Annotated in this window: 23 protein-coding genes; 12 read left to right on the top strand and 11 right to left on the bottom strand. The window is 71.4% G+C overall.

Translation table 11 applies throughout. The features are described from left to right. Positions 1–30: 30 nt before the first annotated feature. From EIZ62_RS22990 to EIZ62_RS22965, 6 genes are all read right to left on the bottom strand, one after another. On the bottom strand, positions 31–774 hold the full coding sequence (locus tag EIZ62_RS22990) for a TerD family protein (protein WP_156694586.1): 744 nt from the start codon (positions 772–774) through the stop codon (positions 31–33). Between the two features lie 158 nt (positions 775–932). Next, on the bottom strand, positions 933–2057 hold the full coding sequence (locus EIZ62_RS22985) for a DUF475 domain-containing protein (protein ID WP_156694585.1): 1125 nt from the start codon (positions 2055–2057) through the stop codon (positions 933–935). Between the two features lie 83 nt (positions 2058–2140). Next, positions 2141–2716: a TerD family protein gene (locus EIZ62_RS22980; RefSeq protein ID WP_156694584.1), complete on the bottom strand. Its 576-nt coding sequence runs from the start codon at positions 2714–2716 to the stop codon at positions 2141–2143. Positions 2717–3095: 379 nt separating this feature from the next. Continuing rightward, on the bottom strand, positions 3096–3671 hold the full coding sequence (locus EIZ62_RS22975) for a TerD family protein (protein ID WP_156694583.1): 576 nt from the start codon (positions 3669–3671) through the stop codon (positions 3096–3098). A gap of 112 nt (positions 3672–3783) precedes the next feature. Further along, positions 3784–4269, bottom strand: coding sequence for a peroxiredoxin (locus tag EIZ62_RS22970; protein WP_156694582.1), 486 nt, complete (start codon positions 4267–4269; stop codon positions 3784–3786). Between the two features lie 104 nt (positions 4270–4373). After that, complete coding sequence (locus EIZ62_RS22965) at positions 4374–4805, bottom strand: DUF3052 domain-containing protein (RefSeq protein WP_156694581.1); 432 nt, start codon at positions 4803–4805, stop codon at positions 4374–4376. 451 nt (positions 4806–5256) lie between these two features. Here EIZ62_RS22965 and aceE point away from each other — a divergent pair, with 451 nt between their 5' ends. Then, positions 5257–7989 carry a pyruvate dehydrogenase (acetyl-transferring), homodimeric type gene (gene aceE, locus EIZ62_RS22960; RefSeq protein WP_156694580.1) on the top strand — a complete coding sequence of 911 codons (2733 nt, stop codon included), beginning with the start codon at positions 5257–5259 and terminating at the stop codon, positions 7987–7989. Positions 7990–8052: 63 nt separating this feature from the next. Beyond that, positions 8053–8859 (top strand): potassium channel family protein, encoded by an 807-nt coding sequence (locus EIZ62_RS22955; RefSeq protein ID WP_156694579.1) that lies wholly within the window; start codon positions 8053–8055, stop codon positions 8857–8859. 145 nt (positions 8860–9004) lie between these two features. On the opposite strand, the gene EIZ62_RS22950 is transcribed toward EIZ62_RS22955, so the two are convergent. The 3 genes from EIZ62_RS22950 to EIZ62_RS22940 form a co-directional block, all read right to left on the bottom strand. Then, positions 9005–9313 carry a small hydrophobic protein gene (locus EIZ62_RS22950; RefSeq protein ID WP_156694578.1) on the bottom strand — a complete coding sequence of 103 codons (309 nt, stop codon included), beginning with the start codon at positions 9311–9313 and terminating at the stop codon, positions 9005–9007. A 19-nt stretch (positions 9314–9332) separates the two neighbouring features. Then, positions 9333–9782, bottom strand: coding sequence for a peptidase inhibitor family I36 protein (locus EIZ62_RS22945; RefSeq protein WP_156694577.1), 450 nt, complete (start codon positions 9780–9782; stop codon positions 9333–9335). Between the two features lie 167 nt (positions 9783–9949). Then, complete coding sequence (locus EIZ62_RS22940) at positions 9950–11560, bottom strand: MFS transporter (RefSeq protein WP_156694576.1); 1611 nt, start codon at positions 11558–11560, stop codon at positions 9950–9952. Positions 11561–11675: 115 nt separating this feature from the next. Between EIZ62_RS22940 and EIZ62_RS22935 the strand changes: the two genes are divergently transcribed. From EIZ62_RS22935 to EIZ62_RS22905, 7 genes are all read left to right on the top strand, one after another. Beyond that, entirely contained in the window at positions 11676–12362 is a 687-nt protein-coding gene (locus EIZ62_RS22935; RefSeq protein ID WP_244375915.1) for a TetR/AcrR family transcriptional regulator, read from the top strand. A gap of 218 nt (positions 12363–12580) precedes the next feature. After that, positions 12581–13792: an alpha/beta hydrolase gene (locus EIZ62_RS22930; RefSeq protein ID WP_156694575.1), complete on the top strand. Its 1212-nt coding sequence runs from the start codon at positions 12581–12583 to the stop codon at positions 13790–13792. 85 nt (positions 13793–13877) lie between these two features. Then, positions 13878–14744, top strand: coding sequence for a DUF4429 domain-containing protein (locus EIZ62_RS22925; RefSeq protein WP_208828010.1), 867 nt, complete (start codon positions 13878–13880; stop codon positions 14742–14744). A 200-nt stretch (positions 14745–14944) separates the two neighbouring features. Further along, a complete protein-coding gene (locus tag EIZ62_RS22920; protein ID WP_156694573.1) occupies positions 14945–16237 on the top strand; it encodes a sensor histidine kinase in 1293 nt (430 codons plus the stop codon). Then, complete coding sequence (locus EIZ62_RS22915) at positions 16234–16911, top strand: response regulator (protein ID WP_156694572.1); 678 nt, start codon at positions 16234–16236, stop codon at positions 16909–16911. Before EIZ62_RS22920 ends, EIZ62_RS22915 begins: the two co-directional genes overlap by 4 nt. A 126-nt stretch (positions 16912–17037) precedes the next feature. Next, a complete protein-coding gene (locus tag EIZ62_RS22910) occupies positions 17038–18207 on the top strand; it encodes an alpha/beta hydrolase (protein WP_156694571.1) in 1170 nt (389 codons plus the stop codon). Further along, positions 18204–19388: an acyltransferase family protein gene (locus EIZ62_RS22905; protein WP_156694570.1), complete on the top strand. Its 1185-nt coding sequence runs from the start codon at positions 18204–18206 to the stop codon at positions 19386–19388. The genes EIZ62_RS22910 and EIZ62_RS22905 overlap by 4 nt, the downstream gene beginning before the upstream one ends. A gap of 68 nt (positions 19389–19456) precedes the next feature. Here the strand turns inward: EIZ62_RS22905 and EIZ62_RS22900 are convergent, their stop codons facing one another. After that, positions 19457–20473: an aldo/keto reductase gene (locus tag EIZ62_RS22900; protein WP_156694569.1), complete on the bottom strand. Its 1017-nt coding sequence runs from the start codon at positions 20471–20473 to the stop codon at positions 19457–19459. Further along, on the bottom strand, positions 20470–20937 hold the full coding sequence (locus EIZ62_RS22895; protein WP_156694568.1) for a MerR family transcriptional regulator: 468 nt from the start codon (positions 20935–20937) through the stop codon (positions 20470–20472). The genes EIZ62_RS22900 and EIZ62_RS22895 overlap by 4 nt, the downstream gene beginning before the upstream one ends. A 67-nt stretch (positions 20938–21004) precedes the next feature. Between EIZ62_RS22895 and EIZ62_RS22890 the strand changes: the two genes are divergently transcribed. From EIZ62_RS22890 to EIZ62_RS22880, 3 genes are all read left to right on the top strand, one after another. Further along, positions 21005–21823: a serine hydrolase domain-containing protein gene (locus tag EIZ62_RS22890; RefSeq protein WP_156694567.1), complete on the top strand. Its 819-nt coding sequence runs from the start codon at positions 21005–21007 to the stop codon at positions 21821–21823. Between the two features lie 381 nt (positions 21824–22204). Further along, positions 22205–22567 (top strand): MerR family transcriptional regulator, encoded by a 363-nt coding sequence (locus tag EIZ62_RS22885; RefSeq protein WP_156694566.1) that lies wholly within the window; start codon positions 22205–22207, stop codon positions 22565–22567. Positions 22568–22827: 260 nt separating this feature from the next. Then, on the top strand, positions 22828–23031 hold the full coding sequence (locus EIZ62_RS22880; RefSeq protein WP_064071132.1) for a cold-shock protein: 204 nt from the start codon (positions 22828–22830) through the stop codon (positions 23029–23031). Positions 23032–23269: the final 238 nt, after the last annotated feature.

Here is a 23269-nt window from a genome sequence, read left to right as displayed (position 1 = left end):
GCCCACGGCGGGTGCGCGACGGGCGCGGCCTCACACCTTGCCGGCCTTGAACCCGCGCCCCCACTGCAGGCCCCACCCGTAGAGCCGGTCCAGCTCGGCCTGGAAGCCGTACACGAACCGCACCTCACGGCGTACCACCAGCTCGTCCTTGACGTTCTCCAGCATGAAGACCGCGCAGGAGCGGGCCTGCGGTGCGCGTTCGTCGAGTTCTATCTCGATGCGGGGGCCGTTGCTCGGGTAGAGCGTCATCGTGGCGTGCGTACGGTCGAAGGCCGGCGTCTGGTCGTAGATGTAGACGAAGAACAACAGGCGCTTGATCGCGTCCCGGTGGTCGAGGTTGACGAAGATCGTCTCACCGGACGGCGCGCCGAACCGGTCGTCGCCGCTGAGCTTGACGTACGGGGCCGAGTTGAGGTCGCCGAAGAAGCTGCCGAGCGGCTGGACGACGCCCTTGGTGCCGTCCTTCATCTCGTACAGGCAGCCGATGTCCAGGTCGACGTTGACCACGCCCTGTGTGTGCGCCTGGACCACGTCGGGCTTGAAGAGCTTGAGCGGGTGCCGCAGCAGCCGGCCGCTGTGCCGGGAGCGGCCCTCGATGTCGGAGGTGCGCATCCGCCAGGAGAGGTTGACGCGCAGGTTGCCGGTGGCCGCGCCCTGCTTGGTGAGCGAGACGGACGGGCGGCGCTTGGTCAGGTCGATGGCGTTCGACGAGGCGCTGCCCGAGTCGAACTGCGCCGCGTTGTTGTTCCGCAAGAGGCTGTCCCAGAAGGCCATTGCCCCACCCCCAGTCGTCCGGTGCCCCATGGTTGAGCGCATACGCGACGGGGCGGCCGGGAGCACCGGCCGCCCCGCAACGGAAGCGTTCCTCGCTCGCGGGGGTCCCACACCCGGGCGGGCCCCGCGAATGTCACACGCCGGACGTCATCCGGACGTCAGACCGAGACGTGCGTCTTGTCCTCCTCGCCCGCTGCCGCCAGCGCCTTGTTGCGGCGCACGGAGGACAGGAAGGACGCGGCGATCAGGAAAACACCGACGAGACCGGTGATGATCTCGCTGATCTCGTGCTGAATGGTGATGAGCAGGATGACCGCGAGCGCGCCGATCGCGTAGTGCGCGCCGTGCTCCAGGTAGACGTAGTCGTCCAGCGTGCCCTGGCGGACCAGGTAGACGGTGAGCGACCGGACGTACATCGCGCCGATGCCGAGGCCCAGCGCCATCCAGAAGATGTGGTTGGTGATGGCGAAGGCGCCGATCACGCCGTCGAAGGAGAAGGACGCGTCCAGGACTTCCAGGTACAGGAAGAGGAAGAAGGCGGCCTTGCCGGCGAGGCCGACGGCGGAGACGGGCTTGCCCTCCTTCTTGGCCTTCTCCTCCTCCTCGTGCTCGCGCTCCTCCTCTTCCTCCAGCTTGTCCTCGAAGTAGCCGGACAGGCCGCCCACGATCAGGTACGTGACGAGGCCCGCGACGCCGGAGAGCAGTACGGTGGCCGACTTGTCGGCGTGTCCGGTGCTGGTGTGCGCCTGGGTGGCGAAGGTCATGGCGGTGATCAGCAGGACGATCAGCGCGATGCAGACCGAGAGCATGTCGACCTTGCCGAGCTTGGCCGCGGGGCGCTCCAGCCACGAGAGCCACTTGTGCTCGCGGTCCTCGAACATGAAGTCCAGGAAGATCATGAGCAGGAACATGCCACCGAAGGCGGCGATGGCCGCGTGCGCGTCGGTGACGAGGTCCTCGTACCGCGAGGGGTTGTCCATGGCGAGCTGGACGGCCTCGATGGGGCCGACCTGGGCGCTGATGGCGACGATCACGACGGGGAAGACCAGCCGCATACCGAAGACCGCGATCAGGATGCCGATCGTCAGGAAGATCTTCTGCCAGAAGGCGTTCATCTTCTTGAGGATCCCGGCGTTGACCACCGCGTTGTCGAACGACAGCGAGATCTCGAGGATCGACAGGATCAGTACGATCCCGAACGCCTCCCAGCCCCACTGCCAGGCGGCGAAAGCGAGGCCGAGCGCCGTGACGGCGAACGACCAGCCGAAGGTTTTCAGAACCACTGGCTACCCAATCGTGTTAAGTACGGATACGGGTCTCCCCCGCGCCGTGCGCGCCGGGTTTTGAACAAACCCGGAGACGTTCTTCAGGAAACATTGACCCCGAAGTCTAGAGCGATGCCCCGCAGCCCCGATGCGTACCCCTGTCCCACCGCCCTGAACTTCCACTCGCCGCCGTACCGGTAGAGCTCGCCGAAGATCATCGCGGTTTCGGTCGAGGCGTCCTCGCTGAGGTCGTAGCGGGCGAGTTCCTGGCCGTCGGCCTGGTTGACGACGCGGATGAAGGCGTTGCTGACCTGGCCGAAGGTCTGGCCCCGGTTGTCCGCCTCGTGGATGGAGACCGGGAAGATGATCTTGTCTACATGAGCCGGTACGCGTGGGAGGTCGACGATCAGCGACTCGTCGTCGCCCTCGCCCTCGCCCGTGAGGTTGTCACCCGTGTGCTCGACGGAGCCGTCGGGGCTGGTGAGGTTGTTGTAGAACACGAACCATTCGTCACCGAGCACCCTGCCGTTCTGGCACAGCAGTGCGCTGGCGTCGAGGTCGAAGGGCGCTCCGGTGGTGGAGCGCGCGTCCCAGCCGAGGCCGACCAGCACCTGGGTGAGGTTGGGTGCGGCCTTGGAGAGGGAGACGTTGCCTCCCTTGGCGAGCGTGACGCCCATGATGGTGATCCTCCCCTGGATCCGATGCTGCGTTCTCCCGGGGCGGACCCCGGACCCCCGCCCCGGGCGCGGTGCTCGTGCCCGGGGCGGGCGGGTAAGGCACGTCCGGCGCCGCACGGAGACGTGCGGCGCCGGACGGGACTGCACGGCGTTCGGGCCCCGCCACCCGCGACGGGTCGCGGCGCCCCCACCCCGGCGCCCCACCCCGGGACGCCGGGGCAGCGGGCCGCCGGCGGGCCGGAGCGCCGGGGCCGCCGGGGTGTGACACCGCGGCGGCCGGGCCTTACGGGCGCCGGGCGTCACACCGCGGTGGCCGGCCGGGGCCGGACACCGCGGTGGTGGACCGTGACCGTGTGGTGCCGGGTCGGGTCGCGTCGGGTCAGACGTTGACGCCGAAGTCCTGCGCGATACCGCGCAGGCCCGACGCGTAGCCCTGACCGACCGCGCGGAACTTCCACTCCGCGCCGTTGCGGTACAGCTCGCCGAAGACCATGGCGGTCTCCGTCGAGGCGTCCTCGCTCAGGTCGTAGCGGGCGATCTCGGCACCGCCGGCCTGGTTCACGACGCGGATGAACGCGTTGCGGACCTGGCCGAAGGACTGCTGGCGGGTCTCGGCGTCGTAGATCGACACCGGGAAGAGGATCTTGGCGACGTCGGCCGGCACGTTGGCCAGGTCGACCTTGACCTGCTCGTCGTCGCCCTCGCCCTCACCGGTGAGGTTGTCGCCGGTGTGCTCGACCGAGCCGTCCGCGCTCTTCAGGTTGTTGAAGAACACGAAGTCCTGGTCGTTGCGGACCTTGCCCTCGGCGCTGACCAGAATGGCGCTGGCGTCGAGGTCGAAGTCCGTTCCGGTGGTGGTGCGGACGTCCCAGCCCAGACCGACGGTGACTGCCGTCAGGCCCGGGGCCTCCTTGGTCAGCGAGACGTTGCCGCCCTTGCTGAGGCTGACTCCCACGAGTCCCTCCATTGGTTTCCAGGGGCAGCGCCCCCGTGGTGCGTTGGCATCGGATCAACGACTGGATCCTAGTAACCGGTTCCCGTCGTGAGCAGGCACTTGCGCCGAAGAATCAGAGGGTGTCGAGCGCCGCGACGTACTCGTTGAGGTCGCGGGCGTCCGGCAGACCGTTGACGACGGTCCAGCGGACGACGCCCTCCTTGTCGATGATGAAGGTGCCGCGCACCGCGCAGCCCTTCTCCTCGTCGAAGACGCCGTACGCGCGCGAGACCTCGCCGTGCGGCCAGAAGTCCGACAGGAGCGGGTACTCCAGGCCCTCCTGCTCGGCGAAGACGCGCAGGGTGTGGATCGAGTCGTTGGAGACGGCCAGGAGCTGGGTGTCGTCGTTGACGAACGTCGGCAGCTCGTCGCGGAGGGCGCACAGCTCCCCGGTGCACACCCCGGTGAAGGCGAAGGGGTAGAAGAGGAGCACGACGTTCTTCTCTCCGCGGAAGTCCGCGAGCGACACGGTCCGTCCGTGGTTGTCCTTCAGCTCGAAGTCCGGGGCCTTGGTGCCGGCCTGGACGGGAGCGGTCGTCTCGATCGCCTCGATCGCCATGACAGAAAGAATCCCTTCGCCGAATCTCGTGGACCCCACCCTACGCACCGGGCCCCCGCCGACGGGTGTCGGCGGGGGCCCGGGTGGCTCGGCTCGGGGCGGAATCAGCGCTTGGCGGTCTTCGGGGTCACCAGGCGGCTGCCGGTCCAGTCCTTGCCGGCGTTGATGCTCCGGGTCTGCGAGAGGCCTGCGGTCTGCGCCGCCTCGTTGATGTCGCTGGGCTCGATGTAACCGTCACGGCCGGTCTTGGGCGTCATGAGCCAGATCTGCCCACCTTCGTCGATCAGACCGATGGCGTCGACCAGCGCGTCCGTGAGGTCGCCGTCGTCGTCACGGAACCACAGCAGTACGACGTCGGCGACGTCGTCGTAGTCCTCGTCGACGAGATCCTGGCCGATGAGGGCCTCGATGCCTTCACGGAGCTCCTGCTCGACGTCGTCGTCGTAGCCGATCTCCTGGACCACCTGTCCGGGCTCGAACCCCAGCTTTGCCGCCGGGTTGGTCCGCTCCTCCGCGTGGTCCGCGGTCGCGCTCACGGCTTGCCTCCTGATCGTTTTTTGGGAAGTGCTTCGGCCGCGCGCGTACGCGTGGCATTGGGCGTAGTCCACACGTGCGGGGCGGATCGCGCAAGTACCCCGCTGTCGAGACCGCCGAAACGGTGACGTTTGGGGCCGTCTCATCGCAACTTCAGGCATCTTCCCGCTCATGCCCGCGATACGCACCACGGCTCTTGACCCACTTTATTCGCTTCTACTCCTTCCGTGCGCCCGCAGGGGGCGAACGGCCGAACGAAACACATGGCCGGGTTGGGCGTAAGGTTGCGATTTGACCAGCGCCTTCCTGGGGCCCGGGCCCGGATACGGCGAACCGTGGGGGTTACCCCTCGGTAAAGATGACGTTTACGCCCATGGGGTACACGATGGTGGCGGCGCGACCGCACTGCTGACACTCCACTCCCCGTAGGCTCCACCGAACAGAAGGAACAGCGTGGCTTCCGGATCCGATCGCAACCCGATCATCATTGGCGGCCTTCCCAGCCAGGTCCCGGATTTCGATCCCGAAGAGACCCAGGAATGGCTCGACTCCCTCGACGCCGCCGTGGACGAGCGGGGCCGCGAGCGCGCCCGCTACCTGATGCTCCGCCTGATCGAGCGGGCGCGCGAGAAGCGCGTGGCCGTGCCCGAGATGCGCAGCACGGACTACGTGAACACCATCGCCACCAAGGACGAGCCGTTCTTCCCCGGCAACGAGGAGATCGAGCGCAAGGTCCTCAACGCCACGCGGTGGAACGCCGCCGTGATGGTGTCGCGTGCGCAGCGCCCCGGTATCGGCGTGGGCGGCCACATCGCCACGTTCGCCTCCTCCGCCTCCCTGTACGACGTGGGCTTCAACCACTTCTTCCGCGGCAAGGACGAGGGCGACGGCGGCGACCAGATCTTCTTCCAGGGACACGCCTCGCCCGGTGTGTACGCGCGCGCGTTCCTGCTGGACCGGCTGACCGAGGCGCAGCTCGACGCCTTCCGGCAGGAGAAGTCGAAGTTCCCCAACGGTCTGTCGTCCTATCCGCACCCGCGGCTGATGCCGGACTTCTGGGAGTTCCCGACCGTCTCCATGGGTCTCGGCCCGATCGGCGCGATCTACCAGGCGCGCATGAACCGCTACATGGAGGCACGCGGCATCGCCGACACCTCCAAGTCGCAGGTGTGGGCGTTCCTCGGCGACGGCGAGATGGACGAGCCGGAGTCGCTCGGCCAGCTGTCGATCGCGGCGCGCGAGGGCCTCGACAACCTGACGTTCGTCGTCAACTGCAACCTCCAGCGGCTCGACGGCCCGGTGCGCGGCAACGGCAAGATCATTCAGGAGCTGGAGTCGCAGTTCCGCGGCGCCGGCTGGAACGTGATCAAGCTGGTGTGGGACCGCTCCTGGGACCCGCTGCTGGCGCAGGACCGGGACGGCATCCTGGTCAACAAGCTGAACACCACGCCGGACGGGCAGTTCCAGACGTACGCGACGGAGACCGGCGCGTACATCCGTGACCACTTCTTCGGTGACGACCAGCGCCTGCGGGCCATGGTCGAGAACATGAGCGACGACCAGATCCTGCACCTGGGCCGTGGCGGTCACGACCACAAGAAGATCTTCGCGGCGTACAAGGCGGCCGTGGAGCACAAGGGCCAGCCGACCGTGATCCTGGCGCAGACGGTCAAGGGCTGGACGCTCGGCCCGAACTTCGAGGGCCGCAACGCGACGCACCAGATGAAGAAGCTGACGGTCGACGACCTGAAGGGCTTCCGCGACCGGCTGCACATCCCGATCACCGACCAGCAGCTGGAGAGCGGCGTCCCGCCGTACTACCACCCTGGCCGGGACTCGGAGGAGATCCAGTACATGCACGACCGCCGCAAGGGGCTGGGCGGGTACGTCCCGACCCGCGTCGTGCGCGCGAAGCCGCTGGCGCTGCCGGACGACAAGACGTACGCGGCGGTGAAGAAGGGCTCGGGGCAGCAGTCGATCGCCACGACGATGGCGTTCGTACGGCTGCTGAAGGACCTGATGCGGGACAAGGAGATCGGCAAGCGGTTCGTGCTGATCGCGCCAGACGAGTACCGCACCTTCGGTATGGACTCCTTCTTCCCGAGCGCCAAGATCTACAACCCGCTGGGCCAGCAGTACGAGGCCGTGGACCGTGAGCTGCTGCTCGCGTACAAGGAGTCGCCGACCGGGCAGATGCTGCACGACGGCATCTCGGAGGCGGGCTGCACGGCGTCGCTGATCGCGGCCGGCTCGGCCTACGCGACGCACGGCGAGCCGCTGATCCCGGTGTACGTCTTCTACTCGATGTTCGGTTTCCAGCGGACCGGCGACCAGTTCTGGCAGATGGCCGACCAGCTGGCGCGCGGTTTCGTCCTGGGTGCGACCGCCGGCCGTACGACCCTGACCGGTGAGGGGCTCCAGCACGCGGACGGCCACTCGCAGCTGCTCGCCTCGACGAACCCGGCGTGCGTCGCGTACGACCCGGCCTTCGGCTTCGAGATCGCGCACATCGTCAAGGACGGCCTGCGCCGGATGTACGGCGAGAACGCCGAGGACGTCTTCTACTACCTCACCGTCTACAACGAGCCGATCCAGCACCCCGCCGAGCCGGCGGACGTGGACGTGGACGGCATCGTCAAGGGCATCCACCGCTTCAAGGCGGGCGAGGCGGGCGCGATCCCGGCGCAGATCCTGGCGTCCGGCGTGGCCGTGCCGTGGGCGCTGGAGGCGCAGCGGATCCTCGCCGACGAGTGGAACGTCCGCGCCGACGTCTGGTCGGCGACGTCCTGGAACGAGCTGCGCCGCGAGGCCGTGGAGGTCGAGCGGCACAACCTGCTCCACCCGGAGGAGGAGCAGCAGGTTCCGTTCGTGACGCGGAAGCTGTCCGGCGCGGAGGGGCCCTTCGTGGCCGTCTCCGACTGGATGCGCTCGGTCCCGGACCAGATCTCGCGCTGGGTGCCGGGGACGTACACCTCGCTGGGCGCGGACGGCTTCGGGTTCGCGGACACCCGGGGTGCGGCGCGGCGGTACTTCCACATCGACGCGCAGTCGGTCGTGCTGGCGGTGCTGACCGAGCTGGCCCGCGACGGCAAGGTGGACCGCTCGGTGCTGAAGCAGGCCGTCGACCGCTACCAGCTGCTGGACGTCTCGGCCGCCGACCCCGGCGCCGCGGGCGGCGACGCGTAAACACTGGGGCTGCGCCGGGTGCGGGAGGCTTCGTCCTCCCGCACCCGGCCTACCATTCCCGGCATGAAGGAACGCTGGGAAGCACGCACCCAGACCCCGCTCCTGGCGCTCGCCCTGGCCTTCGCCGTCGCGTACGCGGTGCCGATCGTCGCCCCCGACGCCGAGCGGTGGGTGCACACGTCATGCACGGCCGTCGAGTGGGTCGTCTGGGGCGCTTTCGCCCTCGACTACGTGATCCGGCTGGCGCTCGCCCCGTCGCGGTGGCACTTCGTCCGCAGCCATCCGCTGGACCTGCTGGCGGTGCTGCTGCCGCTGGTGCAGCCGCTCAGGCTCCTCCGGCTCGTCTCCACGCTGCTGCTGGTGGGCCGGCGGGCCCGGATGGCGTCGCAGATTCGGCTCACCACCTATGTGGCCGGATCGGTGGCGGGACTGCTGATGTTCGGCTCCCTCGCGGTGCTGCACGTGGAGCGGGACGCCCCGGACGGGAACATCAAGACGCTGGGTGACGCGGTGTGGTGGTCGTTCACCACGATGACGACCGTGGGCTACGGCGACCACGCGCCGACCACCGGACTCGGGCGGCTGCTGGCCGTCGGCCTGATGCTGTCGGGCATCGCGCTGCTGGGTGTGGTGACGGCGAACATCGCGGCCTGGTTCATCTCCCGCTTCGAGCGGGACGACGCGGCGGAACGCCGCCAGGCGGCGCTCCTGGAAGCGCTGACCCTGGAGGTCAGGGAACTGCGCGCGGAGGTCGGCCGGTTGTCCCCCGGCGCGACCGAGGTCGTCTCCGCCCCCGCCACGTCGGGCCCCGCCACGTCCGGCCCGGTCGTGCCCGCACCGCCCCGGACCGACCCGGAGATGGCGCCCTAGGACGGGACCGGCCGCCGGGGTCCGGCGACGGTCCGGCCGCTGCGTGGGACGGGCGCTTCGAGTGCCGTCTGATAAACGGCCGTCTACTCGATGCGCGTCTACATCGATGCGCGTCTACATCGATGGGCGTCCATTCGGTTGCCGCCTACAGGACGCCGTTGCCCGGGGTGCCGGCACCGGCCAGCCATACGAGGGCCAGGACGGTGTCGATCGCCCCGAGAACGAACGCGACCAGCGCCGGGAGGTGGTTGCTCGCCCAGCGCCGGCCCATGCCGAGCCAGCCGCAGACGATCGCCACCGGGCCGAGGACGATGCCCAGCACGAAGAGACCGGCGACCGCGCAGACCAGTCCGACGATTCCGAGCGTCGCGCGATCCGGCCCGGTCCGCGACCATGTCCGGCCGCGTGAGCGGGGGCTCCTGCGCGAACGCGAGGTGTACCCGAAACTGCCCATGGCCCCCGGGTGCCCCGGTTCAGTTCTCCCACACCTTGAAGGCCCGTACCCGATAAGGGGATTGGGGCACCCAGGTGCCGCCGCCCGGATACGTCTCGAACTCCCCGGTCTCGCCGCACTCGGCCGACTGGTACGTGGTGACGGGCCGCCCGGTGCGGTTGGCGAGAGCCACGGCGGCCGTACCGGCGGGCAGCGGGACGCAGGACTCGATGTCGACGCCCGCCAGTTCGTACGTGTGCCGGGCGCCTCTGAAGCCTTCCTTGGCCCACAGGCACAACTGCCCGGCGTCGCACGGGCCGAGACGCGGCGCCGTCGCGGCGGACTTGGCGGTCACCGGCACGGCGCCCACCGGCACGGCGGCCACCGGGACGGCGGCGCCGAGCGCGGTGGTGGCGGACGCCCCGGCGGTGAGCGCGGCGGCGCAGGCCAGGGTGAGGACGGCGGAGCGGACGACGGTCGTGGAACGCATGGAAACCCCCGTGGGTCGTCGTGACGATCACCTACGCCACCCATCGTGACGCTGTGTGACCGTCTGCGGAAGGCTTCCTGGCCCGATACACCCGGAAGGGTGACGCTGCGCAACGACGAGGGCCCCGCAGCCGTCCGCCGCGGGGCCCTCGTCGTACACCGGACCGGTCAGATGTGGACCGCGCCCCCGCCCGCCTCCGCGTTCTCACCGCGCTTGGTGAGCGTGGCCACCAGCACCGCGACGACCGCCACCACACCGGCGACCGTGAAGGCCAGACCCATCCCGGACAGGAACGTGTCGTGGATGACCGCACCGATCTTCGACGCCAGGTCGGGCGTCATACCGGGCGCCTTGTCCAACTCCGCCGGGACCGCGCCGAACTCCGCCACCTGCTCCAGCCGCGGGTCCGGCGGCACCGGAATGCCGGCGTCCTTCCAGTTCCCCGCGAACTCGGACGTGACCTTGGAGGAGAGGACGGCACCCAGCACCGCCGTACCGAGGGCGCCGCCGACCTGCATGGCCGCCTGCTGGAGGCCACCGGCCACACCGGACAGCTCCAGCGGGGCGTTGCCGACGATGACCTCCGTGGCGCCGACCATGACGGGCGCGAGCCCGAGGCCGAGCAGGGCGAACCAGAGGGACATGACCAGCGTGCTGGTGCCCGTGGTCAGGGTCGTCATGCCGAACATGGCCGCCGCCGTGCAGACCATGCCGCCGACGAGCGGGACGCGCGGGCCGTACTTGGTGATGAGCGCGCCCGCCAGCGGCGAGGAGACGATCATCATGGCGGTCAGCGGCAGCAGGTGCAGGCCGCTGTCGACCGGGCCGAGCCCCATGACGCCCGAGAGGTAGAAGGTCACGGGGAACAGCCCGCCCATGAAGGCGAAGGCCATCAGCACCATCAGGACCGTACCGGCCGACAGTGGTACCGAGCGGAACATGCCCAGCGGGATCAGCGGTTCCTTGACCTTGGTCTCCCACACCGCGAAGAGCGCGAACAGCGCGACCGCGCCGCCGATGAAGCCCCAGGTGCTGCCGCTGCCCCAGCCCCAGCTCTCGCCGGCCTTGACGATGCCCCACACCAGGGACGCCATCGCCGCCGACAGCAGCACGATGCCGACGATGTCGAACGAGCGCGGCGCGTTCCGCGCGCGGTGGTCCTTCAGGATGACCAGGCCCATGGCCAGGGCGAGGACGCCGACCGGCACGTTGATGAAGAACACCGACTGCCAGCTGACGTGCTCGACAAGGACACCGCCGAGGATCGGGCCGCCCGCCGTGGAGGCGCCGATGACCATGCCCCAGATGCCGATCGCCATGTTCAGCTTCTCGGCCGGGAAGGTCGCGCGCAGCAGGCCGAGCGCGGCCGGCATGAGCAGCGCGCCGAACAGGCCCTGGAGCACCCGGAAGGCGATCAGGAGGGTGATCGAGTCGGACATGCCGATCGCGGCGGACGCGGCGGCGAAGCCCGCGATGCCGATGAGGAACGTCTGCCGGTGGCCGAAGCGGTCACCCAGCTTGCCCGCCGTGATCAGCGCGACGGCGAGGGCGAGCAGGTAGCCGTTGGTGATCCACTGGACGTCGGCCATGGACGCTTCGAGGTCACGCTGGATGACGGGGTTGGCGATCGCGACGATCGTGCCGTCGAGGGCGACCATCATCACGCCGACCGCCACGGCGAACAGCGTCAGCCAGGGGTGGCCGCGAAGCCCCTTGGCCGGGGCCGGCTCGGGCGCGGGGCCCTGCGGCGACTTATCGATGGTGGTCTGACTAGTCATACGGCGAGGCTAATGTCAGTCGCTGACAATTGACAAAGCGATTCATACGCCGGTAACTGTCGCGTCTCTCACAGGTAGCCTGAGCAGCCGGAAATGGCAGAAAGAGGACCATGAAGTGACGGCCGAGCAGCCGACCTCCCCGGCGACGCCGGCGCCCGTGGGCCTGCGCGAGCGCAAGAAGCGGCGCACCCGGGACGCGCTGCTCCGTGCGGCGCTGGAACTCTTCACCACCCGGGGGTACGAGGAGACCACGGTCGACGAGATCGTCGGCGCCGTCGACGTGTCGCAGCGCACCTTCTTCCGCTACTTCGCCAGCAAGGAGGAGGCCGCCTTCGCCGTCCAGCACATGGTCGAGCGGCACTTCCTCACCGCGCTGCACGAACGCCCGGCGCACGAGGCGCCGTTGGAGGCGATGCGCAACGCCGTCCTGTCCGCCTGGGACACCATCGGCGAGGCGATCATGGAACTCGTCCCCATCGAGCTGTACCTGCGCACCTTCCAGGTCATCGAGTCGACGCCCGCCCTCCTCGCCGTGCACCTGCGGCGCTCCATCGAGATGGAGGAGAACATCGCGCGGCTGATCGCCGACCGCGAGGGCCTGGACCTGGACGCCGACCCGCGCCCCCGGGTGGCCGTCGCCGCGTTCAGCGGCGTGATGCGTGTCACGGGCCAGTTGTGGGGCCGGGGCGAGGACGCGTCCCTGGAGGCGATCCGCGAACTCACCGCGACGTATCTGGACCACCTCGGCCCGGCGCTCGCCGCCGACTGGCGCCCCCGGCGCACCCCGCCCGCGGCGGAGTGACCCGGACCGCCCCAGGACCGACACCCCGGGACCGATACCGCGGGACCGAAACCGCGGGACCGATCCCCACGCGCACCGGCGCCCCCGCGCCAACCCCCGCCACCGCCCTGCCCGATGCTTACCGGGAGTAACTCGCTTCCCCCAACAGGCCACCCTCACGCGTGACCTGCGTCACGCTCGTCGCGAGGTCGTGCGTACGTCTCCTAGGGTGTCCCGCAGTGACTTCTTTCGACTCATCCCCCACGCTCCAGGTGTGGCGCGCCCTGTTCGCCCTCGCCGTGGTCTTCGTCCTCCTCATGACCACCGGCTGGACGGCGATCCGGCACCAGCCCGGGCCCGGGCAGCCGCGCGAGGCCGCGCTCGCCGCGTGGCGGGACGGACGGATAGGCGTACGGGAACTCCCCGACCCCGCGTCGCCGCCCGACGTACTCGCCGCGTTCTTCGGCTCCCTGACCGCGCGTCAGCGCGACCGGCTCGCCGCCGATCACCCGCTCGTCGTCGGCAACCTCGACGGCGCGCCCGTCACCCTGCGCTACCGCGCCAACCGGATCGCCCTGGACGCCGCGCTGGACGCCGAGCGGAAGCGGGTGGAGGACAAGCGGCTGTCGCCCGACGGCCACCAGGAGGCCGTGCGGCGCACGCACCGGTTCGCGTCCCTGATGCGCGCGGGCCGGCAGATCCTCGCCTTCGACCCGTCCGGCAAGGGCCGGGTCGCCGAGGTCTTCGGCGACCTCGACCGGGCGGAGCACGTCTCGGTGGTGGTGCCGGGCGTCGACACCAACCTGCTGACGTTCCAGAAGACCGCCCGCAAGTACACGGCGCCGGTCGGGATGGCCGAATCCCTCTACACCGCCGAGCGCGCCTCCGCCCCCGGCACCCGTACCGCCGTCATCGCCTGGGCCGACTACACGGCGCCGGTCGGTGTCGGCATGGACGCGGCCATCGGCCGGCTCGCCGAGAACGGGGCCGCCCGGCTCGTCTCCCTCACCCGGGCGCTGCCCGGCGGCTCCCGGGTGGCGCTGTTCTGCCACAGCTACGGCTCCGTGGTGTGCGGTGTCGCCGCGCGCGACCTGCCCGCCCGGGTGGCCGACGTCGCGGTGGCCGGAAGCCCCGGGATGCGGGCCGAGACCGCTGCCGAGCTGGACACCGGCGCCCGCGTGTGGGCCATGCGCGACGCCGACGACTGGATCGCCGACGTGCCGTACCTGGCGGTCGGCGGGCTGGGCCACGGCGCCGATCCGGTGGCCCCGGAGTTCGGGGCACGGGTACTGTCGGCGGCGGGCGCGGTCGGGCACGCCGGGTACTTCGAGCCCGGCACCGAGAGCCTGCACAACTTCGCCGAGATAGGTGTCGGCTCGTATCGCACCGTGCGCTGCGCGGCCGGTCAGGACGCCTGTCGCAGCGGAATCTCCGGTGCGAGCGCGATCTGACGCGCGTAGAGGGGCGCGAAGCGTGGCCGAAGCTCACAAGTCTCCGGGGGCGACGCGCGGGCGCACGCCGCATACGATGAGGCGCATGGGTGATGTGCTGGCCGGAATTCATGCCACCTGGGAGTTCGAACCCGACGCCGTGCTCATCCGCTTCGAACGGGGGATCCGCGCACCGAAGCTCTACCAGGCTCTGCGTGAGCGACGCATCCCGCACGAAGCGCTGGCGTCGGTGACCCTCTCCCCGGGCAGACGCGGCACCGTCGTGCTGCACGCGGTGCCGCGAGCGGGCGCCGATCCGCTGATGGAAGCGGCCGCGGGCCAGCTCAAGGACGCCTGCGACCCCTACCGGCTGGTCCTGCCCGCCGAGCGGGAGACCCTCGCCGAGTACTACGCCGACGAGCTGCGGGCGCGGCTCGGCACGGACGCGGCGGAACCGGCCGACCGGTACCTGGTGGCCGCCCCCGAGGGCCCGCTCCAGTTCAAGGCGTACGACGGCAAGGCGACGTTCGACGACGGCCAGGTGACGTTCCGCTGGTTCTGGACGGGCGCGTCCTCCGCCAAGTGGAAGGCCGGCGACCAGACCTTCTCCGTGCGGGATCTGACCGGTGTCGAGTGGCGCTCGCCCGACGTCTTCGACGGCTACCTGCGGCTGCGGCGGCGCGGCCACGCGGGCGACGTCCAGCCCGCGCAGGCGGACCAGGACCCGGCGGCGGTCGTCTTCGGGCTCGGCTACGGGCCGGTGCACGAGTCGCTGCCGTTCGCCGCGGCGGTCCTGGCGGCGGTACGGGACGCGGGCGCGGCGCCGGTGCCGGTGCACGCCGCGGTGACGGCGGGACGCGACCCGGCGGTGATCGCGGAGCGGATACGGCACCTGGGCGAGCTGTACCAGGCGGGCCTGGTGACGGACGAGGAGTTCGCCGCGAAGAAGGCCCAGCTGCTCGCGGAGCTGTAACGGCGGCTCGCGGAGCCGTAGCGCCGGGGCCTCCGCCTCCGGAGCGGCCGGAAGGCGCGGGACGCCTGGTGCGGCCAGGGTGCCCGGGGTGGCAGTGCGGCCGGGGTGCCAGGGGACGGTCGTCGTACCCCGGTACGGGTTCGGGGCCGGCACCCGGGTATGACGCGGGGCGGCCGGGCGGTGCCTAGGCTGGCGGGATCATGGCTACCACTCCCCCGCTGTCCCGGCTCCGCGAATCGGCGCGCGCGCTGGGGCTCGCCCTCACCACGCCGACCGGGAGCGGGGCGCCGTTGCTCGGGCAGGCGGCTTCGCCCTGGCTGCGGCCGCTGCCGTACGTCGTCGCCTTCGCGTTCGTCGCCTCGCTGCTGCCGGTCACCGTGGCCGTACTCGTCAACGACTACCGGGTGAACGGCGCGATCGCCGGGGCCCTCGCGACCGCCCAGACCGCGCCGCTGCTGCTCGCCGTGACCCGGCCGCTCCAGGCGTGGTGGATCATCATGTCCGCCGACGTGCTGGGCGCGCTGGTCCTGCTCGGGGCCGACGGCGTGGCCGGGCGGTCGTGGCCGTGGACACCGATGGTCGTGGTCGGCTACCTGGCGCTGATGGTGGCCCTGGGGCTGCGCGAGCCGCGCCGGACGCTGCTGGGCGTGTGGCTGGCGACCGGCGCGGCCGGGTTCGTGTTCGAGCTGGTGTCGCAGAGACACAGCGACGGCATCCACCTGTTGCTGTTCGTCCTCAGCGGGGCCGTGCTGCTGCTCACGGCGAGCCTCCGGGAGCGGGGCGACGCGCAGCGGCGCCTGGTGGAGCAGGAGACGATCAGCGAGGCCGAGCGCGCCCGGCGCACGCTGCTGGAGGAACGGGCGCGGATCGCGCGCGAGTTGCACGACGTGGTGGCCCACCACATGTCGGTGATCACGGTGCAGGCGGATTCGGCGCCGTACCGGATCGAGGGGCTGCCGGAGGTGGCGCGCGAGGAGTTCTCGACGATCGCCGCGTCGGCTCGGGAGTCCCTGGCCGAGATGCGGCGGCTGCTGGCGGTGCTGCGCAGCGAGGGCGCGGAGGGTGAACGGGCACCGCAGCCCGGCCTGGACCGGTTGCAGCAGCTGGTGGAGGCGACGGTACGGGCGGGGGTGCCGGCCGAGCTGTCGCTGCCCGCCGCGCTCGGCCCCGTACCGCAGGCGGTCGACCTGTCGGCGTACCGGATCGTGCAGGAGGCGCTCGCGAACGTGGTGCGGCACGCGCCGGGCGCGCGGACGCGGGTGTCGGTGTCCTCGGACGGTGAACGGCTGACGGTGCTCGTCGTCAACGGGCCGTCGACCAAGCCCGGTTCACCGCTGGAGTCGTCCGGTACGGGGCACGGGCTGGTCGGGATGCGGGAGCGCGTACGGTTGACCGGCGGAACGCTCGACACCGGGCCGCTGCCGGACGGCGGCTTCCGGGTCGCGGCGGGTCTGCCCCTCGCCACCGCCCTCGAAACGGAGGAACCCGCGTGACCATCCGCGTGATCATCGTCGACGACCAGGCCATGGTGCGCGCGGGGTTCGCGGCCCTGCTGTCCGCGCAGGCGGACATCGACGTGGTGGGCGAGGCGCCGGACGGGCGGGCGGGGGTGTCGGTGGCCCGGTCCACGCACCCCGACGTGGTCCTGATGGACGTGCGGATGCCGGAGATGGACGGCCTGGCGGCGGCGCGGGAGATCCTGTCGCCGCCCCCGGGGGTGGTGCACCGGCCGAAGGTGCTGATGCTCACCACGTTCGACGTGGACGACTACGTGTACGAGGCGCTGCGCGCCGGGGCGTCCGGCTTCCTGCTGAAGGACGCCCCGCCGGCGGACCTCATCGGCGCGGTACGGGTGGTGGCGGCGGGCGAGGCGCTGCTGGCGCCGTCGGTGACGCGCCGTCTGATCGCCGACTTCGCCGCCTCCCGCCCGGCGCCGCGCCGCGACCGCTCGGTGCGCCTGAACGGTCTGACGCCCCGTGAGACGGAGGTCCTGGAGCTGATCGCCCGGGGCCTGTCGAACCAGGAGATCGCCGGCCACCTGGTCCTGGCCGAGCAGACGGTGAAGACCCACATCGGCCGGGTGCTGTCGAAGCTGGACCTCCGCGACCGCGCGCAGGCGGTGATCTTCGCGTACGAGTCCGGCCTGGTCACGCCGGGCGACGCGTAGCCCGCTCTCCTCCACCCCCTACCGGGGTATCACCTCGTGGTTGGCTCCGCGGGGTGACGCCCCGTCGGACGACGCCCTCCTACCTTCCTCTCGCCGCACAGGACGAGGGAAGAAGAGGGGGGCGTCATGCGCCGCTGGAGGAACCGCCCGGACACCGGCACGCGGGAGGGGGTGCCGGTCTCGCCGGTCACCGCGCCGGAGGGCCGGGCCCCCGGCCCCGGCACGGCCACCACCGCCCGCACCATTCGCCCCACCCGCCCCGCCCGGCGCGTCCGGCGGGCGCTGACGGCGCTCGTGGTCACGGTCGCCGTCGTCGCGGGGACCGCCGGGTGGGCGGCCGGGAGCGGGCAGGTGCCCGTGACGGGCCCACCGCCGGGCAGCGCGGCCTGGGTGGGCGACACCTCGCTCGGGCGGGCCCTCCCGGACCCGGCGAGCGCCACGCCCCGCCAGGTCGCCGCCTTCTTCCGCACCCTGACGCCCACCCAGCAGCGGGCACTCGCGCACCGGCACCCTGCCGTCGTCGGCAACCTCGACGGCGCCCCGCTCGCCCTCCGTTACGAGGCGAACGAGACCGCCCTGCGCCATGACGCCCGGTTCGCGCACCTCGCGGGGCGGGGCCGGCAGATCCTCGCGTTCGATCCGCGCGGCCGCGGCCAGGTCGCCGAGGTCTACGGGGACCTCGCCCGCAGCCGCCGGGTCGCCGTCGTCGTACCCGGGTCGGACATCGACGCCGGGACGTACGACCGGCCCACCGACCCGGACGGCACGCCCGCCGGAATGGCGAAGCGGCTGCGGGCGGCCACCCGCGGCACCGCCGTGATCGCGTGGGCGGGATACACCACGCCCGTCGGGGTGGGCCTGGACGCCGCCACGGGCGGGCTCGCCGAGGCCGGCGCCCCGCGGCTGGTCCGGTTCGCCGACGGGCTCGCCGCACTCGGTGTTCCCACGCCGGCCGTCTTCTGCCACAGCTACGGCTCCGTCGTCTGCGGCCTGGCAGCTCCGCGGCTGAACGCCCGGGACCTGGTGGTCCTCGGCTCACCCGGCGTACGGGCCGGAAACGTCGCCGAACTGCGCACCGGCGCCCGCGTGTGGGCCGCCAAGGACCCGTCCGACTGGATCTCCGACGTGCCGAACGTCCAGTTCCTGGGCCTCGGCCACGGCACCGACCCGGCCGCCCCCGAGTTCGGCGCCCGCCCGGTGCCCGCCGCCGACGCCCACGGCCACACCGGCTACTTCGCCCCCGGCACCGAGTCCCTCCGCGCCTTCGCCGCCATCGCCCAGGGAGACGTCCGATGACACTGACCGCACGCATCGAGGCGCGCACGCCCGCCCACCGTGACCGTGCCGTCGACGGGCTGCGCGCGCTGGCGCTGCTCGCGGTCCCCACCGGCCACTGGCTCCTCGGCGGTTTCACCCTCGACGGCGACGGGGCGATCCACAACGCCAGCCCGCTCAGCACGTTCGGGTTCTTCGCGCCGGTCAGCTGGGTGCTCCAGATGCTGGGGATCTTCTTCCTGGTCGGCGGCTACGCGTCCGTCCTGTCGTACACCCGGCACACCGGCTCCACGCGCGCGTGGCTCGGGACCCGGCTCGCCCGGCTCGGCCGCCCCGTCCTCGGTGTCACCGCCGTCTGGGCCGTCCTGGTCCCGGTGCTGTACGCGCTGGGCGTCCCGGGCGACACCCTGCGCACCGGGGCGACGCTCGTGGTGCAGCCGTTGTGGTTCGTCGGGGTGTACCTGGTGGTCACCGCCCTCACCCCGTACTGCGTGCGGGCCGCCGGGCGGCTCGGCGCCTGGGCGGCCGCCCCGCTGCTGGGGTCCGTCGCCGTGGTCGACTTCCTCCGCTACGGCCCGTTCGCGGAGGCCGTACCGTCCTGGCTGAGCGTCCTGAACATCCTCCCGGGCTGGCTGTTCGCCTACCAACTGGGCGTGTCCTGGGGGCTGCGACGGATCGGCCGGCGGCAGGCGTGGGCCCTGCTGCTCGGTGGCGCGGCCCTGTTCGCCGCGCTGCTGCTCGCCTTCCACTACCCCGCCTCGATGGTCGGCGTCCCCGGGGAGACCCGCACCAACTCCCACCCGCCGTCGCTGCTGGTCCTCGCCCTCGCCGCGGCGCAGAGCGGGGCCGCGATCCTGCTGCGCGACCGGCTGGGCCGGCTGCTGCGGCGCCCCGCGCTGTGGGCGCCGGTCGTCGTCATCAACCTGTCGGCGATGACGATCCTGTGCTGGCACCAGACGGCGATGCTGGCCGCGGCGGTCCCGGCGTCGTTCCTCGGCCCGGTCGCGGGGCTGACGACCGCTCCGGACACCCTGGGCTGGATCGTGGCGCGGCTGGCATGGCTGCCGCTGTTCGCGGGGCTGTTGCTGCTGATCGGCCGGTACGCGCGGGGGTTCGAGACGCCGTGGACGCACGCCACCGCCGCCCACCGCTCGGCAGCGGGGCTGCTGGCGGCGGGCTTCGCGGTGTACGCGCTCGGCTGACGCGCTCGGCCGACGCGTCCGGCTGAATCGTCCGTTCGACCTCGCGGTGTACGCGCTCGGCCGACGCGTCAGGCCTCGCGGGCGGCCGACGTGGACGACATGTCCGGGTAGCGGTCGCCCGCGACCTGGGCGGCGATCGGCTCCAGCGCGGCCAGCTCCCGCTCGCTCAGGGGGATGCGGGTGGCGGCGGCGTTCTCCAGCAGCCGGGCGCGCTTGCGGGTGCCGGGGATGGGGACGACGGTCAGGCCGTGGACGTCCGCCCGCTGCTGCACCCAGGCGAGGGCGATCTGCGCGGGGGTCGCGCCGTGCGCCTCGGCGACCTCGCGGACGGGCTCCAGCAGCGCGGCGTTGCGGCGGGCGTTGTCGCCCGTGAAGCGGGGCTGGAACTGGCGGAAGTCGCCGCCCGACAGGTCCGTCGTGGCGTCGGCGAACGCCCCGGTGAGGAAGCCGCGTCCGAGCGGCGAGTACGGCACGAACGTCACGCCCAGCTCGGCCGCCGCGCCGACCGCGCTGCGCTCGACGTCGCGGGAGAACAGGGACCACTCCGACTGGAGGGCCGCGATGGGGTGCACGGCGTGCGCCTCGCGCAGTTCGGCGCCGGTCACCTCGCTCAGGCCGAGCTGCTTGACCAGGCCGCGCTCCACCAGTTCGGCCATCGCGCCGACGGACTCGGCGAGCGGCACGGCGGGGTCGCGGCGGTGCATGTAGTAGAGGTCGATGACGTCGACGCCCAGGCGGCGCAGGCTGCCCTCGACGGCGGCCCTGATGTACGCGGGGTCGTTGCGGATGCCCCGGTGGTGCGGGTCGTCGGTGCGCTCGACGGCGAACTTCGTCGCCAGGGTGATCTCGTCGCGGTGCTTGGCGACGAACGGGGCGAGGAACTCCTCGTTGGCGCCCCGGCCGTAGATGTCGGCGGTGTCGATCAGGGTGACGCCCGCCTCGAGGGCGGCCTCCAGGGTGTCGCGGGCGGCGGCCTCGTCGGTGTCGCCGTAGAACTCGCTGATGCCCATGGCGCCGAAGCCCTGGACGCCGACGAGGGGGCCGTCGGTGCCGAGGCGTACGGTCGCGATCTTCTCGGTGCTCATGTGGTCCTCTCCGGGGCCCGTCGGGCACCCGCGTAATAGTCGATCTTGTAGTCAAGTACGTCGAGCGTGTCCTGGAGCTCCGCGATCCGGGACCGCACGTCCCGCCGTGTCCGCTCCAGCAGCTCCTGCCGCTCCTCGAAGGTGTCCTCGCCCCGGCGCACCAGCTCGGCGTAGCGCACCATGTCGGCCACCGGCATCCCGGTCAGCCGGAGCTTGCCGACGAACGCGAGCCAGTCCAGGTCCTTGTTGGTGAAGCGGCGCTGGCCGGTGTGGGACCGGTCGACGTGCGGCATCAGCCCGATCCGCTCGTACCAGCGCAGGGTGTGCGCGGTGAGCCCGGTCCAGGCCGACACCTCGCTGATCGTGTAGCGGTCCTGGCCGTCGGGGCGCGGGTGCGGGGGTGGCGGGGAGCCGCAGGCGTCGGGGCGCCCGGTCCGTACGGGAATGCTCTCGATCACCGTCATGACCCCCACGCTAGAACCTTGGAGTGCACTCCAGGCAAGCGCGAACGCGGGAGATACGCTCGGACGCATGCGAAGCGTGGCGATGATCGAGAACTGGCCGGTCGGGACGGCCGCGGCGGCCGTGGTGCGAGCGGACGGCACCGTGGCGGGGGCGCACGGCCCCACGGCCCGGCCGTTCCCGCTGGCGTCGGTGACCAAGCCGCTCGCCGCGTACGCGGTGCTGGTGGCGTACGAGGAGGGGGCGGTCGAGCTCGACGAGCCGGCCGGGCCCGAGGGGTCCACCGTGCGGCACCTGCTCGCCCACACCTCGGGGCTGGCGTTCGACGAGCACCGGGTGATGGCGGAGCCGGGCACGCGGCGGATCTACTCCAACGCCGGGTTCGAGGTGCTGGGCGACCACGTCGCCAAGGCCACGGACATCCCGTTCGCCGAGTACCTGCGCCAGGCGGTACTGGAGCCGCTGGGCATGAAGGACACGACGCTGGACGGTTCGCCCGCGAAGGACGGCGTGTCGACGGTGGACGACCTGGTGCGGTTCGCCGCCGAGGTGCAGGCCCCGCGGCTGCTGGACCCGCGCACCGTGCTGGAGGCCATGTCGGTCGTCCACCCGGGGCTGACCGGCATCCTGCCGGGGTACGGGCACCAGCGGCCCAACGACTGGGGGCTCGGCTTCGAGATCCGGGACGGCAAGTCGCCGCACTGGACGGGCGGTTCCTCCTCGCCGCGGACGTTCGGGCACTTCGGCCAGTCGGGCACGTTCCTGTGGGTCGACCCGGACGCGGGTGCCGCGTGCGTCGCCCTGGCCGACCGGGCCTTCGGGCCGTGGGCGATCGAGGCGTGGCCGCCGTTCACGGACGCGGTCCTGGCGGAGCTGTCGGCGCGCTGACGGCCCACGCACACCCCTCTCGACGACACCAGAAAATCTCCACCGCCGAAGGTAGATTTCCACCTGCGCGGACGGTAGGCTTTCCGCCGTACACGTTGGTCATGGGCCCCTCGCAGGTACGGAGGGCCCGCCCTGGAGAGACAAGGAGACGGCACCGTCAGGATCACCCGGGCACGCACGTCGCCCGGGCACCGCAGACCCCGAACGGCAGGTGGTCCACGGTCACGTATTCACGATCCCGCATCCCCGCCCTCCCGGGCGTCGTTGCGGAATACAGAGAGCCGGTCCCGCGAGCGGACCGGTAGATGGTGTTGGAACCCCTCGGGGCCCGGGTGTGGAGCACACCCGGGCCCCTCGACGCGTCCCCGAGAAGAAGGTGCTATGCCCCCTGAGAAGCCCTCCGTCGTCGACAGTCTCGACGACGACGACTACCCCGCCTACACCATGGGACGGGCCGCCGCCCTGCTGGGCACCACCCCCGCTTTCCTCCGCGCCCTCGGCGAGGCCCGGCTCATCACCCCGCTGCGCTCGGAGGGCGGCCACCGCCGCTACTCCCGCTACCAGCTGCGCCTCGCCGGGCGGGCGCGCGAGCTGGTCGACCAGGGCACGCCGGTCGAGGCCGCCTGCCGCATCATCGTCCTCGAGGACCAGCTGGAGGAGGCCCTGCGCCTCAACGAGGAGATGCGGCTCGGTGAGGAGACGCGCCACCCGGCCGGGAGCTCCGCCTCGGACGAACGCCCCTGAGAGAAATCCCCGCGTCCGACCGGCGGAAGCGCATATCTCCCGCCGCCGCCGCAGAAATTCTTGAATAACTCCTGACGGAAACCTGACGAAAAAACGTAGCGCACCCCCCGACGCCACCCGTGCTACGGTGTTGTCAGTTGCAGTTGTGGTTCCCAGAAACTTTTCAGTTCATCCGGTGCTTTTCCGGAGGGGAAAACATCCCAGCGACTCCGGACCCGCAAGGTGCGACGTCCGGGCACTGCCCCAAAGGGAGATTCAATATGGCATCTGGCACCGTGAAGTGGTTCAACGCGGAAAAGGGCTTCGGCTTCATCGAGCAGGACGGTGGCGGCGCTGACGTGTTCGCGCACTACTCGAACATCGCCTCCTCCGGCTTCCGCGAGCTTCAGGAAGGCCAGAAGGTGAACTTCGACGTCACGCAGGGCCAGAAGGGCCCGCAGGCCGAGAACATCGTTCCCGCCTGACGCTGACGCCACCGCGCAAGCGAGGACCGGGGCCCACACCCATGGGTGTGGGCCCCGGTTCGTTTTTTCTCCGCTCCGTCGGGTACGACGGAGCCCGCGCCCGGAATCGAACGCCGCCCTTCGCGGCTCACCGTCCGGCGCCATTCAAGACGAACCGGCCCGCGCCCGTCGGGCGCCGGTAAGCGTTTCGTCTTTTTCCGGTCCGTTCTTGCGAATCCCCGTGCGGCCAGCGGCCGCC

This window comes from Streptomyces ficellus, from assembly GCF_009739905.1.
Classification (GTDB): domain Bacteria; phylum Actinomycetota; class Actinomycetes; order Streptomycetales; family Streptomycetaceae; genus Streptomyces; species Streptomyces ficellus_A.
The sequence above is the reverse complement of the archived record's forward strand: the minus strand, read 5'-3'. Positions and strand labels throughout refer to the sequence as shown.

Bases quoted from the DNA above. Each gene is read 5' to 3' on its own strand.
- EIZ62_RS22990 (WP_156694586.1), bottom strand. From the start codon at position 774: ATGGCCTTCTGGGACAGCCTCTTGCGGAACAACAACGCGGCGCAGTTC.
- EIZ62_RS22945 (WP_156694577.1), bottom strand. From the start codon at position 9,782: ATGCGTTCCACGACCGTCGTCCGCTCCGCCGTCCTCACCCTGGCCTGC.
- EIZ62_RS22980 (WP_156694584.1), bottom strand. From the start codon at position 2,716: ATGGGCGTCACGCTCGCCAAGGGAGGCAACGTCTCCCTCTCCAAGGCC.
- EIZ62_RS22885 (WP_156694566.1), top strand. From the start codon at position 22,205: ATGCCCCCTGAGAAGCCCTCCGTCGTCGACAGTCTCGACGACGACGAC.
- EIZ62_RS22905 (WP_156694570.1), top strand. From the start codon at position 18,204: ATGACACTGACCGCACGCATCGAGGCGCGCACGCCCGCCCACCGTGAC.
- EIZ62_RS22970 (WP_156694582.1), bottom strand. From the start codon at position 4,269: ATGGCGATCGAGGCGATCGAGACGACCGCTCCCGTCCAGGCCGGCACC.
- EIZ62_RS22940 (WP_156694576.1), bottom strand. From the start codon at position 11,560: ATGACTAGTCAGACCACCATCGATAAGTCGCCGCAGGGCCCCGCGCCC.
- EIZ62_RS22895 (WP_156694568.1), bottom strand. From the start codon at position 20,937: ATGACGGTGATCGAGAGCATTCCCGTACGGACCGGGCGCCCCGACGCC.
- EIZ62_RS22890 (WP_156694567.1), top strand. From the start codon at position 21,005: ATGCGAAGCGTGGCGATGATCGAGAACTGGCCGGTCGGGACGGCCGCG.
- EIZ62_RS22920 (WP_156694573.1), top strand. From the start codon at position 14,945: ATGGCTACCACTCCCCCGCTGTCCCGGCTCCGCGAATCGGCGCGCGCG.
- EIZ62_RS22880 (WP_064071132.1), top strand. From the start codon at position 22,828: ATGGCATCTGGCACCGTGAAGTGGTTCAACGCGGAAAAGGGCTTCGGC.
- EIZ62_RS22950 (WP_156694578.1), bottom strand. From the start codon at position 9,313: ATGGGCAGTTTCGGGTACACCTCGCGTTCGCGCAGGAGCCCCCGCTCA.
- EIZ62_RS22910 (WP_156694571.1), top strand. From the start codon at position 17,038: ATGCGCCGCTGGAGGAACCGCCCGGACACCGGCACGCGGGAGGGGGTG.
- EIZ62_RS22955 (WP_156694579.1), top strand. From the start codon at position 8,053: ATGAAGGAACGCTGGGAAGCACGCACCCAGACCCCGCTCCTGGCGCTC.
- EIZ62_RS22900 (WP_156694569.1), bottom strand. From the start codon at position 20,473: ATGAGCACCGAGAAGATCGCGACCGTACGCCTCGGCACCGACGGCCCC.
- EIZ62_RS22925 (WP_208828010.1), top strand. From the start codon at position 13,878: ATGGGTGATGTGCTGGCCGGAATTCATGCCACCTGGGAGTTCGAACCC.